This window comes from Aggregatibacter aphrophilus ATCC 33389 (assembly GCF_900636915.1).
Lineage (GTDB): Bacteria > Pseudomonadota > Gammaproteobacteria > Enterobacterales > Pasteurellaceae > Aggregatibacter > Aggregatibacter aphrophilus.
Genome location: NZ_LR134327.1, coordinates 892128 through 906367, shown reverse-complemented (window position 1 = coordinate 906367; position 14240 = coordinate 892128). Strand labels below are relative to the sequence as shown.

Sequence of the window (14240 nt, the reverse complement as noted above, 5' to 3'; positions counted from 1 at the left end):
ATAGGGATAACTCATGATTAAAAAAATTGCAGTGCTAACCAGTGGCGGTGACGCCCCGGGAATGAATGCGGCAATCCGTGCAGTAGTGCGTGCGGGCTTGTCGGAAGGATTGGAAGTTTATGGTATCTATGATGGCTATCATGGCTTGTATCACAATAAAATCAAACAATTAACCCGCTATAGTGTGTCCGATATTATTAACCGTGGCGGTACATTCTTAGGTTCTGCACGTTTCCCGGAATTTAAAAATCCTGAGGTACGTGCCAAATGTGCCGATATTTTACGTTCTTACGGCATTGACGCTTTAGTGGTTATCGGCGGGGACGGTTCTTACATGGGGGCAAAATTGCTTACCGAAGAGCACGGTTTCCCTTGCGTGGGGATTCCCGGCACTATTGATAATGACGTTGCAGGCACCGATTACACCATCGGCTACCAAACCGCCTTGCAAACTGCCGTGGAAGCCATTGACCGCTTACGCGATACCTCAAGCTCCCACCAACGTATTTCTATCGTTGAAATCATGGGGCGGCATTGTAGCGACCTCACCATTTCTTCCGGCATTGCCGGCGGTTGTGAATACATCGTGGCCTCGGAAGTGGAATTCAACCGTGAAGAACTTATTCGTCAAATCGAACGTAGTATCATCAAAGGCAAACGTCATGCCATCATTGCCATCACCGAATTAATTTGTGATGTTAATGAGTTAGCAAAAGAAATTGAAGCACGTGTTCATCATGAAACTCGTGCAACCATCTTAGGTCACATTCAACGTGGCGGCTCACCTTGTGCCTTCGACCGAATTCTAGGTTCCCGCATGGGTGTATATGCTATCGACTTGTTACTTCAAGGCAAAGGTGGATACTGTGTAGGTATCCAAAACGAACAATTGGTTCACCACGATATCATCGATGCCATCAATAATATGCATCGCGAATTTAAGGCAGATTGGTTAAAAATGTTCAAACGTTTAGACTAAGTCATCCTTTCTCAAAGTAAAAAGTGCGGTCAAAATTCATTGTGTTTTTTGACCGCACTTTTTTATTGTTCCAAGTAGGCTTTTAAACCCTAAACGTCATTTAGTCTCTCCGTTTCAATAATATCAACACTTCATAATGTGAGGTATGCGGGAACATATCGAACAATTGGATTTTTTCCAGTTGATAATGGGTCAGAGATTGCAAGTCTTTGCCCATGGTTTCAGCGTTACAGCTGGAATACAGGATAAAGTGCGGTTGCATTTCATTGAGATATTCGGCGAGTGATTTGCCTATGCCACGACGGGGTGGGTTAACAATAACCAAATCCGGCTTGTCCGCTTGGTTTAAGGCAAAGTTGGCGACATCTAGGGATTGAAAATTCATCTGTTCGTGTAAACCTAATTCTTCGGCGGATTGCGTAGCGGCCGCAATCGCGGAAGCGGAGATTTCAATGCCGGTGAGATGAATTTTTTGGTTTGAATTCTTAGTTTGCAACACCTTCAAACAATGTAAACCAAAACCACCGACACCACAGAATAAATCCCAAAGCCGACGGATAGGCAAGTCTTTAATCCATTGTTGCGCTGTGCCGTATAAGCCTTTAGCAACCGATGGATTCGTTTGAAAGAAGCCTTGTGGGCGAATAAAAAGCGGAATGTTATTAAACCTTTCGAGTAAGGTGTGTTGTTCCGTCAGGAAAATTTCTTTTGAACCTTCCAAAATCGCGGCATTTTGCGGTTGAATATTGACGCTGATGACGGCAAGTTGCGGTAATTTTTTGCGCAATTCGGACAATTCCCGTTGAATCAACGGCAGTTTGTTTTCCGAACGTAACACAAAGCGTAGCATGAGTTGGTGACTGTGTTGACTTTCCGTGAGCAGAATATGTTTTAATTCGCCTTTTTGTTTTGCCACGTTGTACGGTACAAGACCGGCACGGGCAATGAAATCTTTGAGAATGGGAAAGAGGGCTTGGAAACGTTGCGGATAGAGTGGACAATCACACAAATCCACCGCACTTTTCGGATCTAGTGGATTCGGCAAGATGCCGAGAATCGGGCGTTCTACTGCGCCACTTACCACCATTTTCGCTTTGTTGCGAAATTGGTCGATAGGAGATTGGAAGGGGGCAAACCAAGTTAAATAGGATTCATCCAAACCGCGCAGTTGCTGTTGCAAGTGCGCGGTTTTTTGTTCTAGTTGAGTGGCGTAAGGCGTTTCGAACCACTGACAGGAGCGGCAGTCACCCCGTTGGTAATGTTCGCAATGAATCATGCTAGCGCATATCCTAATCTTTGGTCGCCAACCATTGCTGTTGAAGTGCGGTCAGTTTTTTACGATTTTCTAACCAACGTGGAGCACATTCCAGTTCCGACCAAGTAAGGTTTTTGTGTTTGAATAGGCTTTGTAGGCGCTGTTGGCGTAATAAAAAGTACGGTTGTTTTTCCAAGAGTTTTAAGTTATCCAATACCTGAATCACACCGTCCCGTTCGTTACAAAGCAACAATAAATCACAGCCGGCATTTAAGGCTTGTTCGCAGCGTGCCACAAAATCCCCCATGAATCCCGCTCCTTTCATGCCGAGATCGTCAGAGAAAATGGCGCCGCTGAAATTTAGTTGATGGCGTAAGACGTTCTGTAACCAATATTTGGAGCCGCTCGCCGGTTGGCTGTCGCATTGCGAATAAATCACATGTGCCGGCATAATGGCTTGCAACAGATTTTGTTCGATAAGTTGTTGGAACGGCCGAATATCCTGATTGAAAATGTCTTCTTGGCTTCGTTCGTCATAGGGCGTTTCCAAATGAGAATCAGCAATCACATGCCCATGCCCCGGAAAGTGTTTTCCTGTTGCCGCCATGCCGGCTTGGTGCATACCGCGAATGAAATTAGCCGCCAAATCCACCGCACTTTTTACTTCGCAACCAAAACTGCGATCGCCGATGGCTTTGCATTGGTGTCCTAGATCCAACACGGGGGCAAAGCTCAAATCAATATCAAGTGCGGTCATTTCTGCCGCCATTTGCCAGCCGGCTTCAAATGCCATTTCTTGTTGTTGAATAGAGTCTTTAATCAGCGCAGAAAATGCCTGCATGGCAGGTAATTGGGTGAACCCTTCGCGGAAACGCTGTACCCGACCGCCTTCTTGATCCACGGTAATCAGCAACGGTTTTTTGACTTTTTGTCGCACGGATTGAATTAACGCTTGCAATTGAGCGCGATCATGAAAGTTTCGGCTGAATAAAATTAACCCCGCAACCAAGGGGTGTTCAAGCAGTTCAATTTCTTCCTGCTCAAGGGTTAAACCGGCTAAATCAATGAGTAAGGTGGACATAGGGTGTTAGTTCAAACGTAAATATAAACGGTAGTTCACGCTATCGGCACTTGGGCGAGTTAGCGTTAATGTTTGTTTTTGTTTCGGTTGCAATGATAAAGTGTGCCAAGTCGGTTGTTCTTGTAAAAGCGTGGTAACCCCGTTTTTATCATACCAAAACAGGCTATAAGCCAAATTTAAAGGTTGCTCGGTTTTATTTTTTACCCACGCGCTATCGGTATCTACTCCCGCATCGGCAACTGCTGTTACAGGCGCTTCAATATTTAGGATCGGGCTTTGCGTCCCTAATAAATTCGGCACTTTCGCGCTGCATGCGGTTAAAAGTGCGGTCACAAAAAAGATAGAAATAGACTTTTTCATTATTTATCCAACATCTTGCCGAGAGGTTCGCCACCTACAAGGTGCATATGTAAATGGAACACTTCTTGTCCGCCGTGTTTGTTGCAGTTGACAATCAAACGATAACCGTCTTGCGCAATGCCTTCTTGTGCGGCGAGTTTGGCGGCAACGGTAAACAGGCGACCTAATGTTACTTCATCTTGTTCGGTCACATCATTTACGGTTGGAATGAGCTTGTTCGGGATGATTAAAATATGGGTTTTCGCTTGTGGTGAAATATCACGAAAGGCGGTAACAAGTTCATCTTGATAGACGATGTTGGCGGGAATTTCTTTACGAATGATTTTGCTGAAAATGGTTTCTTCTGTCATGGGGTTCTCCTTAAAAAACATTGTATTTTGTGACCGCACTTTTTAGCAGAAAACAGTTTAAATAGCAATTTATGCATGAATGTTTGGGATATTTCTCCCTTAAAGGTGTTACTCCTATCTAATTATTGACAAAGAACAAAGTTCTTTCCTGAAAACCAAGAAATATTTTTACTTTGCTATGGAAAGAAAATATAATTAACAAAAATTATAAATTTTCAAATTTTTTTAAGGTTTTTGCTGCTATGCAGTGTAGTACCTGTTGTAAGTTAACGTATTTACGAGTCAAAAGTTATAAAAAGGGGGATTTTGAAATGGATACCGAAACTTCCAAAACAACTTGTATGGTCTCTCCAGCAGAAATGAGCCAAATCGGTGAAGATGTAGGGGTATATAAAGCATCTAAAAGACAGATTTTATCATTTTTCTCGGCGATTCCGGCGGGCGCGTTTATTGCTTTAGCGTTTGTTTTTTATACCACGACACAAACGGGGAATGTAGGTGCTTCGTGGGGCTTAACCAAGTTGGTCGGCGGGATTGTGTTCTCGCTGGGTGTGATTATGGTTGTTGTCTGTGGTTCTGAGTTATTTACATCTTCCACGATGACAACGGTAGCACGGGCCAGTGGCCGAATTAGTACTTTTCAAATGCTGCGAAATTGGGTAGTGGTTTACTGTGGTAATTTCGTCGGCGCGATTTTTATTGTTCTCGTTATTTGGTTTTCAGGTCAGACAATGACTGCCAATGGGCAGTGGGGTCTTACCATATTAAATACTGCGCAACATAAGATTCACCATATGTGGTTTGAAGCTTTTTGTTTGGGTATCTTGTGTAACATTATGGTGTGTATTGCCATTTGGATGACTTACGCAGGAAAAACATTGACAGATAAAGCATTCATTATGATTTTGCCGATTGCTTTGTTTGTTGCATCAGGGTTTGAGCACAGTGTGGCGAATATGTTTATGATCCCAATGGGTATCGTTACTGCACACTTTAGCTCACCGGAATTTTGGCAAGCAATTAATATCGATCCTCAACAATTCGCGGATTTAGATCTTTATCATTTTGTGGTGAAAAATTTAATCCCAGTGACGTTGGGGAACATTGTTGGTGGTGGTTGTTGTATTGCATTGATCCTGTGGTCAATTAACCGACCTCATTAATCGGTTTGTCTTAGGGAAGGAAACTAGAGTCGTTCGTTTCCTTCCTAAAAAAGGTTTATTCTATCAATAATCTAAAAGAGGAATGTTATGACTCAATTAACAGAAGCTCAACAAAAGGCTTGGGAAGGTTTTGTCGGTGGAGATTGGCAAAATGAAGTTAACGTACGCGACTTTATCCAAAAAAACTATACGCCGTATGAAGGAGATGAATCTTTCTTAGCTGATGCAACGCCAGCAACAACAGCGTTGTGGGATAAAGTAATGGAAGGCATCAAAATCGAAAATAAAACGCATGAGCCGTTAGATTTTGATACTGATAACCCGTCAACCATCACTTCTCACAAACCAGGCTATATTAACAAAGAATTAGAAAAAATCGTTGGTCTTCAAACCGATGCTCCATTAAAACGTGCCATTATGCCATTCGGCGGTATCAAAATGGTTAAAGGCTCTTGCGAAGTTTACGGTCGTCAATTAGATCCAGAAGTAGAACATATTTTCACCGAATATCGTAAAACCCATAACCAAGGTGTGTTTGATGTTTATACACCGGATATCCTTCGTTGCCGTAAATCAGGCGTGTTAACCGGTTTACCGGATGCTTACGGTCGTGGTCGTATTATCGGTGATTATCGTCGTTTAGCCGTTTATGGTATCGACTATTTAATGGCTGATAAGAAAAAACAATTCAATTCATTACAAGCAAAATTAGAACGTGGTGAAGACATTCAAGCGACTATTCAATTACGTGAAGAAATTGCCGAACAACATCGTGCATTAGGCAAAATTAAAGAAATGGCGGCTTCTTACGGTTACGATGTATCCAACCCGGCTACTAATGCACACGAAGCCGTTCAATGGACTTATTTCGCTTATTTAGCGGCTGTGAAATCACAAAACGGTGCGGCGATGTCCTTCGGTCGTATTTCTTCCTTCTTAGATATTTATATTGAACGTGATTTGAAAAACGGCAAAATTACCGAACAAGAAGCACAAGAATTAATCGACCACTTAGTGATGAAACTTCGTATGGTACGTTTCTTACGTACACCTGAATACGATCAATTGTTCTCCGGTGACCCAATGTGGGCAACCGAAACTCTAGGTGGTATGGGATTAGATGGACGTACATTAGTCACCAAAAACAGCTTCCGTATTTTACACACCCTATATACCATGGGGCCATCTCCGGAACCAAACTTAACCATTCTTTGGTCTGAAAAATTACCTGAAGCATTCAAACGTTTCTGTGCTAAAGTGTCTATTGATACTTCTTCCGTACAATACGAAAACGATGATTTAATGCGTCCGGATTTCAACAGCGATGACTATGCGATTGCTTGTTGTGTATCCCCAATGGTGGTGGGTAAACAAATGCAATTCTTTGGTGCGCGTGCGAACTTGGCGAAAACCTTGTTATACGCAATCAACGGCGGTATCGATGAGAAAAACGGTATGCAAGTAGGTCCGAAAACCGAGCCAATCAAAGATGAAGTACTTGATTTCGATACTGTGATGACCCGCATGGACAGCTTCATGGATTGGTTAGCAACACAATATGTGACCGCATTGAATATCATCCACTTCATGCATGATAAATATGCTTATGAAGCAGCATTGATGGCATTCCATGATCGTGATGTTTATCGCACTATGGCTTGCGGTATCGCAGGGCTTTCTGTTGCTGCCGACTCTTTAGCTGCAATCAAATATGCGAAAGTGAAACCAATTCGTGGCGACATCAAAGATAAAGATGGTAATGTTGTGGCCTCTAACGTGGCAACTGACTTCGAAATCGAAGGCGAATATCCGCAATTTGGTAACAACGACCCTCGCGTAGATGACATCGCTTGTGACCTAGTTGAACGTTTCATGAAGAAAATTCAAACTCACAAAACTTATCGCAACGCGACTCCGACACAATCTGTGCTTACTATTACTTCTAACGTGGTATATGGTAAGAAAACAGGTAATACACCGGACGGTCGTCGTGCAGGAGCGCCATTTGGACCAGGTGCAAACCCAATGCACGGTCGTGACCAAAAAGGTGCGGTAGCCTCCTTAACGTCTGTGGCTAAATTACCATTTGCTTACGCGAAGGACGGTATTTCTTATACCTTCTCTATCGTGCCAAATGCGTTAGGTAAAGAGTACGAAGCACAAAAACGTAACTTGGCAGGTTTAATGGATGGTTACTTCCACCATGAAGCGGAAGTAGAAGGCGGTCAACACTTGAACGTCAACGTCATGAACCGTGAAATGTTGTTAGACGCTATGGAAAATCCGGAAAAATATCCACAATTAACCATTCGTGTCTCCGGTTATGCCGTACGTTTTAACTCATTAACCAAAGAGCAACAACAAGACGTTATCACCCGTACATTTACTCAAACTATGTAATTGAGCGATATAAAATGTGTTAATATTCAGCCGCTTACCGAAAGGTGAGCGGTCTGATTTTTTTTCTAATATTCAGGAAAGTAAAATGATTAACGTAATTGCCCAATTTTCAGTGAAAAGCGAGAAGATTCCCCAATTTTTAGCAAAATGCCAAGAATTAATTAAACATACCCGCCAAGAAGCCGGTTGTGTTTCCTATGAATTACAAAAAAACACCGAACAGGCAAACCATTATGTTTTTCTTGAACAATGGAAAAGCAAGGCGGATTTAGAACAACATTTTACCACTCCGCATTTTACCTCCATCGTTCCCGCATTAATTGAATATTGCGAACAGTCTTCTGTGGTGCAAATGTTCCAAAAAGCGGAATAAAACGTTGAGAAAAATAACCGCACTTTTTTAGCTATTCATGACGAATTATTGAGGAATACATGTCAGTTGTAGGAAGAATCCACTCTTATGAATCTTGCGGCACCGTTGATGGGCCGGGCATTCGTTTTATTCTGTTTTTGCAAGGCTGTTTAATGCGTTGCAAGTATTGCCATAACCGCGATACTTGGGATGTACACGGTGGCAAAGAAGTCACTGTGGAAGAATTAATGAAAGAAGTGGTGAGTTATCGTCATTTTATGAATGCCTCCGGCGGTGGCGTGACGGCTTCCGGCGGTGAGGCAATTTTGCAGGCGGAATTTGTGCGCGATTGGTTCCGTGCCTGTAAAAAAGAAGGCATCAGCACCTGTTTGGATACCAACGGTTTTGTACGTCATTATGATCATGTTATTGATGAACTCATAGATGTTACTGACCTAGTGTTGTTAGATTTAAAAGAACTCAACGACCAAGTACATCAAATTCTTATTGGCGTTCCTAATAAGCGTCCCCTTGAATTTGCCAAATACCTACAAAAACGCAACCAACGTGTATGGGTTCGCTATGTAGTGGTGCCAGGTTATACAGATTCTGATAATGACATACATTTATTGGGTAAATTTATTGAAGGTATGACCAATATTGAAAGAGTAGATCTGTTGCCATATCACCGCTTAGGTGTGCATAAATGGACGGCCATGGGCGAGAAATACGAGTTGGAAGACGTAAAACCACCGACAAAAGAATCCTTAGAGCACATTAAGACTATTCTTGAAAGTTACGGTCACATTGTGAAATATTAATCTGAACAACGATTGTCTAAGCTAAAAAACTCTGATGGCGCGCGTTTCCTAACGCGTGCCTTTTTATTTTTTATATCAATGTATTACAAGCATTGTCTAGAAAGTATGCGTTATTAAGTGAAATCTCATAAAGTGTAGTTAAAAAAACACTTAAAAAATGACTGCACTTTCCTCAAAAAATAAACCTTTTTCTTTCGTTTACGCTACCTTAAAAGCGCACTACAATAGCCACTTAGCCCCTCTGTTTTATAAGGAATCCCATGCGCTACATTCTCATCGCATTATTTTTATGGAGCAGTTCTTTCGTCGCCGGTAAATACACTTACAGCATGTTGGATCCGGTGTTGATGGTGCAATTGCGCTTATTAATTGCAACTTTGATTGTATTGCCAATGTTTATGCGCGTTTGGAAACGTGTGCCAAAAGAAGTACGTCCGCAAGTGTGGTGGCTGGGATTTTTGAATTACCCTGCGATTTTTTTGTTGCAATTTATTGGCTTAAGTCATACTTCCGCATCCAGCGCGTCAACCATGCTGGGGTTGGAGCCTTTCTTGGTGGTACTTATTGGGCATTTTTTTTGGGGCGACAAAGCCCAAACCCATCACTGGATTTTTGGTTTGATCGCATTTCTCGGAGTGGTCATGTTGATTTATGGCGGCGAGGAAACGGGTAATATCAGCCTGCTCGGGTGTGGCTTAGTACTGCTTGCCGGCGTGGTATTTGCTTCGTGCTTGCGTTGGACGCAAAAAGTTATCGTACAATTAACCGCCCAAGTTTATACCACAAGTAGCATTGTGTTTGGCACGATAACCTGCATTCCTTTCACCCTTTGGCTTACCGAAAGCTGGCCAATTCATTGGAATTGGCAAGGTGTTGCAGGTTTGCTTTATATTGGTATCGGTTGCAGTTGGTTGGCGTATTATTTGTGGAACAAGGGGATTAATAGTGTGGATTCCAACCTAGCGGGGATTTTGGTTTCTCTAGAACCGGTATTCGCTATTATTTTGGCAGTATTATTATTGGGCGAAAACATTAGCCCATTGTCTTGGCTGGGAATTTTAGCGGTAATCGCCACCACATTAATTTCGAGTGTTTATCCGCGTTTGATTCGACGTGCAAGCTAACAAAAAACACAAGAAAAACCGACCGCACTTAATGCTTGAATATCAAAGTGCGGTCGGTTTTTTTGTTATTTTTATTGTACCAACATCAATCCTATGCAACCTTTATCGGCTAACATTAAGTCGGAAGCGCCGAAAGTGAACGGGTAATTGTTGGATGAGGTGTTTTCAAATTTTACTAAAATGGACACTTTGCCGTTGATTAACACACTGTCCTTCCAACCGATTTCACTTGCTTCTAAGGCCTTGCCATTGACAGATTCAACAATAAATTTAGCCCCCCGAATGGCAAAACCTACAGGTGAGGATGCGCTTAATGTCCAACGTTCCACACTGCCTAATTTTGCGGAAACATCCAAACGGCGCGGGTCTAAACGGTTTTTGTTGATGGTGGCGTTGCCGACATCAATATGAAAAGCACGTTCTTGTTGAACTTTGGTCGATAATAGGCTCGGTGCGTCGGTATTAAATTGCCACGTTTGTTCTTTTTTCTCAAAAGCACCAGCGAGACCTTCCGGGCGTAATTCCAAAATGGTGTTATCAATTAATTCACCATCAGAACCAAAGAAGTGACTGATGTTATCTAAAATGCCCCGTTTTGTGCCGGTGATTAGGCTGACGTTTTCGCCATCGTTTAAGTCCACCAAAATTTCTACACGCTCACTTGGGGCAAGCATGACCACATTGCGTTTTTGGCCTTGCGGCAAGAAACCAAGATCTTGTGCGATAAGGGTAAATTCCCGCTCATCATCGAAACGCAATTCATAGGTGCGGGAAAGAGAAGCATTGAGTACGCGCAATCGTACTAACCCGCGAGGCACAGTGAGATAAGGCGCTTCTTGGCCATTCACGAACAAGCGTTCACCAATAAAACGGCCTTGATGTTGTTGGAACAGTTGTGTGCCTTCGGTGTTCAACTGCATGTCTTGGAGAATCAAGGGAATGTCGTCTACGCCGTATTTTTGCGGTAGACCGAGTTTAGTGCTTTCTTTGTCTTCAATCATCCATAATCCGAGCAATCCGCGATAGGTTTGATAGGCAGAATTGGCAAGGGTACAAGCGTGATACCAACAGGTGGATGGCGCTTGGGTGATGGGAATGATTGGTGCCCAAGTTTCGTCTTTTTGCAAATTTTTGGCGATGCCACCTATGAGTTCGCCGGAGGCCTGTAACCCTTGAATGTTCATAGCAACAAATTGTGGCAAGTTATTTTTCCAGTTAAGTTTGGCAAAATCATCTTTTTTAATTTTAATGGTCGGGCCTAAATATACCCCATTAAACCCCCAAACCTCAGTACGTTTGCCCGGCAATAGCGATGCTTGCGTATTTTGTAAATTGAGGAAAATCGGTTTCCCCCGTCGCGTTTCAAACAACGGCGGAATCGTCAACGTGGGACGAGTTGCTGCTAACAAGGGGGCCGGCACACTGAAAAGTGCGGTAGAAAATAAAGTTGTTTTTAACAGCTGACGACGGGAACAGTTTTTCATTTAAGCCTGCTTATTCTCTGAGCATTGCGTTTGAGCGATTTCTTGATCTAACTCGTTAATGCGTTTTTGCATCAGATCGTGGCAATATTCCGCCAGTTCGCGCACATTGTCACGGGTATAGCCTGATACATCAATCGGTTCCAACATTTCACAAATAACTTTACCGTTATCCCAACGATTTAAATCGATTTTATTGTGTGTTGTGGAGCAAACCACAGGTACAATCGGCACGCCTGCGGCAATGGCAGCATGAAAGGCACCAGTTTTAAACGGTAACAAACCACGTCCGCGGCTACGGGTACCTTCAGGGAACATCCAAATGGACAAGTTATCTTCATTAATGCGACGAGCGAGTTCGGTCATGGTGTTATGCGCTTTGGAACGATTATCGCGATCTAAGAAAATGTTACCGGTTGCCCAATATAAAATGCCGAAAAATGGCACCCAAATCAGGCTTTTTTTGCCTACGCTGACGGTGCGTGGCATAACCATGTAGGAAATAGTGACCATGTCGTAGTTGTTTTGATGGTTACCGATATAAATACAACGTCCAATCTGATTGACGTTAGCAGGGTAGCGGTGTTCGACTTTTAAACCGAATAATGGATGCAGGCGTCCGAACCAACGGGCAAAAATGCCTACGTTACTTGGGTTGCGGAAACGGATGAAAGAATAGACTGTGCCTAAAACACAAATCAGAATACAGCAAATAGTAACAATAAAAATTCTGGCAATTTTTAACATGATAAAGCCTCTTGAAAATTTGCCTAAGTATAGCTAAATTAATGGAATATGTGTATTAATAACTAGTAAATATGATAGTCTAGTTAAAAATTTTTAATGATATTCTTATGCAAAAAACGTATTTTATTGCGGATTTACATCTCACCGAAAATCGACTGCACTTAACGCAACTTTTCCGTCAATTTATGTTGGAACAAGCACCGCAAGCAGAAAAACTCTATATTTTGGGCGATTTATTTGATTTTTGGATTGGTGATGATGAGAAATCCGAACTTATCAGTGAAGTACAAGAACTGATAAAAAATCTGACAGAACAAGGCGTGCAATGTTATTTCCAACATGGAAACCGTGATTTCTTAATTGGTCAGACATTCGCCCAGGCTTGCGGTTTGACGATTTTACCGACATATCAAGTGATTGATTTATACGGGGAGCCAACGTTGTTGTGTCATGGTGATACTTTGTGTGTGGACGATGTAAAATATCAACAGTATCGCAAAAAAGTCCATCAAAAATGGCGGCAGTGGTTATTTTTACATTTGCCGTTAAAAGTGCGGTTAAAAATCGCCGAGAAAATTCGGACGAAAAGCCGACAGGATAAACAATATAAACCGACAGAAATTATGGATGTTAATGCAGATTTTGTATTGCAAACCTTCCATAAATTTAATGTCACGCAAATGATTCACGGACATACCCATCGACAAAAACGCCACGAAATTCCACCGCACTTTACCCGCATTGTGTTAGGCGATTGGGGTGAGACATCTTCTATTTTGGAAGTGAGCCCGAATGCGATTCAATTTATTAATGATAATTTAAGGAGAGAAAATGGCTGATCCACATATTAAATCCCCTATGGATGTTTGGGATTATGCAACGGTGATTCTATATCGTTCAGGTTTCTGTTTGGCGGCACCGATGTTGTTTATATTACCCTGGTATCCGGAAACGGCGCAAATCGGGCTATTAATTGCGGCGACATTGTGTGCTTCCTGCGTGCATTTATATATGAAAAATTTCCGTTTTATTTTTCAATTCGCGATGTGGCTTGGTCTATTGTGTCAAATTTTGGGCTTTCCTCTGTTGGCGTTGGGCGCGGCATTTTTAGTGTTGGGCGGATTGAGTTACAAGGAATATTTTTGTTTCCGTGTATTTGCATTGAATTTGCAACCGATTTTTTTCGTACTATTGTGGTTTAGTTGGGTTTTTCATATCGTTTGGCTTAGTACATTATTATCTTTTATTACAGGTATTCTTATTTTAGTTTTAAGCATCCAAAAATGGCGTATGCCGTTACACTTTGATATTGGCGATAAAACGAAATATCAAGTTTGATGAAAACTGGTAATTTATTCATCATTTGATATTTAATAGGATGGGTATAGAATAAATTATCGGTGATTATTAGGGTGTGTGTTATGAATAATGTTCAAAAGAAATATTTTATTGGTCTAACGCATTTTTTAGGTAATGTGTTGGGGCCTAAATATGAAGTCGTTTTTCATTCCATTGACAAGAATAAGGCCTCAATGGAGGCTATCGCTAATAGTCATGTGAGTGGTCGGACATTATCTTCTCCGCTCAGCTCTTTTGCATCTAGTATGCTGCAGGAAAAAGTGTATTTAGATAAGGATTTTATCTTTAATTATAAGGCGGTGGCCGATTCCGATAAGATGATTCGCGGTTCTACATTTTTTATTAAAAACGGCGATAAGTTAGAAGGTATTTTGTGTATTAACCACGATACTTCCGAGCTGGTAGAGACAATGTCAAAATTAATTTCGCTGGAGAATCTAGGTAGTTTTGTGAATGTGTTAGGTATCGATCCTGCATTAAATAATAGTGAAGAATCAGAAATTACCAGTAAAGAAAAATTAGAACATTCTATTGAGGAAATTTTATCGGAATATATTGATTTAATGTCATTAGATACCGATAAGAATTTAACCTTAAGACAAAAAGAATATTCAATTAAGGTGTTATTTGATAAAGGTATTTTTAATATAAAGGGGGCTATTCCTATAGTAGCGAAATTTTTAAAAATGTCTGTGCCAAGTGTTTATCGGCATTTGAAATTAATTAAAAATAAAGAATAGAAAAATTGACATCCTAAAGTGCGGTTAG

The 14240-nt window shown here is 41.7% G+C and carries 15 protein-coding genes; 9 read left to right on the top strand and 6 right to left on the bottom strand.

Translation table 11 applies throughout. From position 1 onward, the window contains the following. Positions 1-13 precede the first annotated feature (13 nt). Entirely contained in the window at positions 14-979 is a 966-nt protein-coding gene (gene pfkA / locus EL144_RS04385; RefSeq protein ID WP_005704347.1) for a 6-phosphofructokinase, read from the top strand. Positions 980-1079: 100 nt separating this feature from the next. Here pfkA and rlmC read toward each other — a convergent pair whose 3' ends face one another. From rlmC to hinT, 4 genes are read right to left on the bottom strand one after another with little or no spacing between them, the layout of a single operon-like run. Continuing rightward, positions 1080-2255, bottom strand: coding sequence for a 23S rRNA (uracil(747)-C(5))-methyltransferase RlmC (gene rlmC, locus EL144_RS04380; RefSeq protein ID WP_005704346.1), 1176 nt, complete (start codon positions 2253-2255; stop codon positions 1080-1082). A gap of 13 nt (positions 2256-2268) precedes the next feature. Beyond that, positions 2269-3315, bottom strand: a complete 1047-nt coding sequence (gene nagZ / locus EL144_RS04375) for a beta-N-acetylhexosaminidase (protein ID WP_005704345.1) — start codon at positions 3313-3315, stop codon at positions 2269-2271. Between the two features lie 6 nt (positions 3316-3321). Beyond that, a complete protein-coding gene (locus EL144_RS04370; protein WP_005701533.1) occupies positions 3322-3675 on the bottom strand; it encodes a YcfL family protein in 354 nt (117 codons plus the stop codon). Then, the gene (hinT, locus tag EL144_RS04365; protein WP_005701532.1) at positions 3675-4025 is read right to left on the bottom strand and encodes a purine nucleoside phosphoramidase; all 351 of its coding nucleotides are present in this window, start codon (positions 4023-4025) and stop codon (positions 3675-3677) included. The genes EL144_RS04370 and hinT overlap by 1 nt, the downstream gene beginning before the upstream one ends. A 311-nt stretch (positions 4026-4336) precedes the next feature. Here hinT and focA point away from each other — a divergent pair, with 311 nt between their 5' ends. From focA to EL144_RS04340, 5 genes are all read left to right on the top strand, one after another. After that, entirely contained in the window at positions 4337-5188 is an 852-nt protein-coding gene (focA, locus tag EL144_RS04360) for a formate transporter FocA (RefSeq protein ID WP_005704343.1), read from the top strand. Positions 5189-5275: 87 nt separating this feature from the next. Continuing rightward, positions 5276-7588 (top strand): formate C-acetyltransferase, encoded by a 2313-nt coding sequence (gene pflB / locus EL144_RS04355; RefSeq protein ID WP_005701530.1) that lies wholly within the window; start codon positions 5276-5278, stop codon positions 7586-7588. Between the two features lie 85 nt (positions 7589-7673). Next, positions 7674-7961: a putative quinol monooxygenase gene (locus EL144_RS04350; protein ID WP_032995280.1), complete on the top strand. Its 288-nt coding sequence runs from the start codon at positions 7674-7676 to the stop codon at positions 7959-7961. A gap of 59 nt (positions 7962-8020) precedes the next feature. Then, positions 8021-8761 (top strand): pyruvate formate lyase 1-activating protein, encoded by a 741-nt coding sequence (gene pflA / locus EL144_RS04345; protein ID WP_005704341.1) that lies wholly within the window; start codon positions 8021-8023, stop codon positions 8759-8761. A 260-nt stretch (positions 8762-9021) separates the two neighbouring features. Further along, positions 9022-9885 (top strand): DMT family transporter, encoded by an 864-nt coding sequence (locus EL144_RS04340; protein ID WP_005704340.1) that lies wholly within the window; start codon positions 9022-9024, stop codon positions 9883-9885. Between the two features lie 71 nt (positions 9886-9956). Here EL144_RS04340 and EL144_RS04335 read toward each other — a convergent pair whose 3' ends face one another. Both EL144_RS04335 and EL144_RS04330 read right to left on the bottom strand, forming a co-directional pair. Beyond that, positions 9957-11369, bottom strand: coding sequence for a multicopper oxidase domain-containing protein (locus EL144_RS04335; protein WP_005704339.1), 1413 nt, complete (start codon positions 11367-11369; stop codon positions 9957-9959). Then, on the bottom strand, positions 11370-12113 hold the full coding sequence (locus EL144_RS04330; protein WP_005704338.1) for a 1-acylglycerol-3-phosphate O-acyltransferase: 744 nt from the start codon (positions 12111-12113) through the stop codon (positions 11370-11372). A gap of 107 nt (positions 12114-12220) precedes the next feature. Between EL144_RS04330 and lpxH the strand changes: the two genes are divergently transcribed. The 3 genes from lpxH (at position 12221) to EL144_RS04315 (ending at position 14212) form a co-directional block, all read left to right on the top strand. Then, on the top strand, positions 12221-12952 hold the full coding sequence (gene lpxH, locus EL144_RS04325) for a UDP-2,3-diacylglucosamine diphosphatase (protein ID WP_005701523.1): 732 nt from the start codon (positions 12221-12223) through the stop codon (positions 12950-12952). Next, positions 12945-13451 carry a DUF2301 domain-containing membrane protein gene (locus EL144_RS04320; RefSeq protein WP_005701522.1) on the top strand — a complete coding sequence of 169 codons (507 nt, stop codon included), beginning with the start codon at positions 12945-12947 and terminating at the stop codon, positions 13449-13451. The genes lpxH and EL144_RS04320 overlap by 8 nt, the downstream gene beginning before the upstream one ends. 83 nt (positions 13452-13534) lie before the next feature. Further along, positions 13535-14212 (top strand): helix-turn-helix transcriptional regulator, encoded by a 678-nt coding sequence (locus tag EL144_RS04315; RefSeq protein ID WP_005704336.1) that lies wholly within the window; start codon positions 13535-13537, stop codon positions 14210-14212. Positions 14213-14240: the final 28 nt, after the last annotated feature.

Coding starts and splice junctions, on each gene's coding strand:
- hinT (WP_005701532.1), bottom strand. CDS start 4,025: ATGACAGAAGAAACCATTTTCAGCAAAATCATTCGTAAAGAAATTCCC.
- pflA (WP_005704341.1), top strand. CDS start 8,021: ATGTCAGTTGTAGGAAGAATCCACTCTTATGAATCTTGCGGCACCGTT.
- EL144_RS04340 (WP_005704340.1), top strand. CDS start 9,022: ATGCGCTACATTCTCATCGCATTATTTTTATGGAGCAGTTCTTTCGTC.
- pflB (WP_005701530.1), top strand. CDS start 5,276: ATGACTCAATTAACAGAAGCTCAACAAAAGGCTTGGGAAGGTTTTGTC.
- EL144_RS04370 (WP_005701533.1), bottom strand. CDS start 3,675: ATGAAAAAGTCTATTTCTATCTTTTTTGTGACCGCACTTTTAACCGCA.
- lpxH (WP_005701523.1), top strand. CDS start 12,221: ATGCAAAAAACGTATTTTATTGCGGATTTACATCTCACCGAAAATCGA.
- EL144_RS04330 (WP_005704338.1), bottom strand. CDS start 12,113: ATGTTAAAAATTGCCAGAATTTTTATTGTTACTATTTGCTGTATTCTG.
- focA (WP_005704343.1), top strand. CDS start 4,337: ATGGATACCGAAACTTCCAAAACAACTTGTATGGTCTCTCCAGCAGAA.
- EL144_RS04315 (WP_005704336.1), top strand. CDS start 13,535: ATGAATAATGTTCAAAAGAAATATTTTATTGGTCTAACGCATTTTTTA.
- EL144_RS04335 (WP_005704339.1), bottom strand. CDS start 11,369: ATGAAAAACTGTTCCCGTCGTCAGCTGTTAAAAACAACTTTATTTTCT.
- EL144_RS04320 (WP_005701522.1), top strand. CDS start 12,945: ATGGCTGATCCACATATTAAATCCCCTATGGATGTTTGGGATTATGCA.
- pfkA (WP_005704347.1), top strand. CDS start 14: ATGATTAAAAAAATTGCAGTGCTAACCAGTGGCGGTGACGCCCCGGGA.
- nagZ (WP_005704345.1), bottom strand. CDS start 3,315: ATGTCCACCTTACTCATTGATTTAGCCGGTTTAACCCTTGAGCAGGAA.
- EL144_RS04350 (WP_032995280.1), top strand. CDS start 7,674: ATGATTAACGTAATTGCCCAATTTTCAGTGAAAAGCGAGAAGATTCCC.
- rlmC (WP_005704346.1), bottom strand. CDS start 2,255: ATGATTCATTGCGAACATTACCAACGGGGTGACTGCCGCTCCTGTCAG.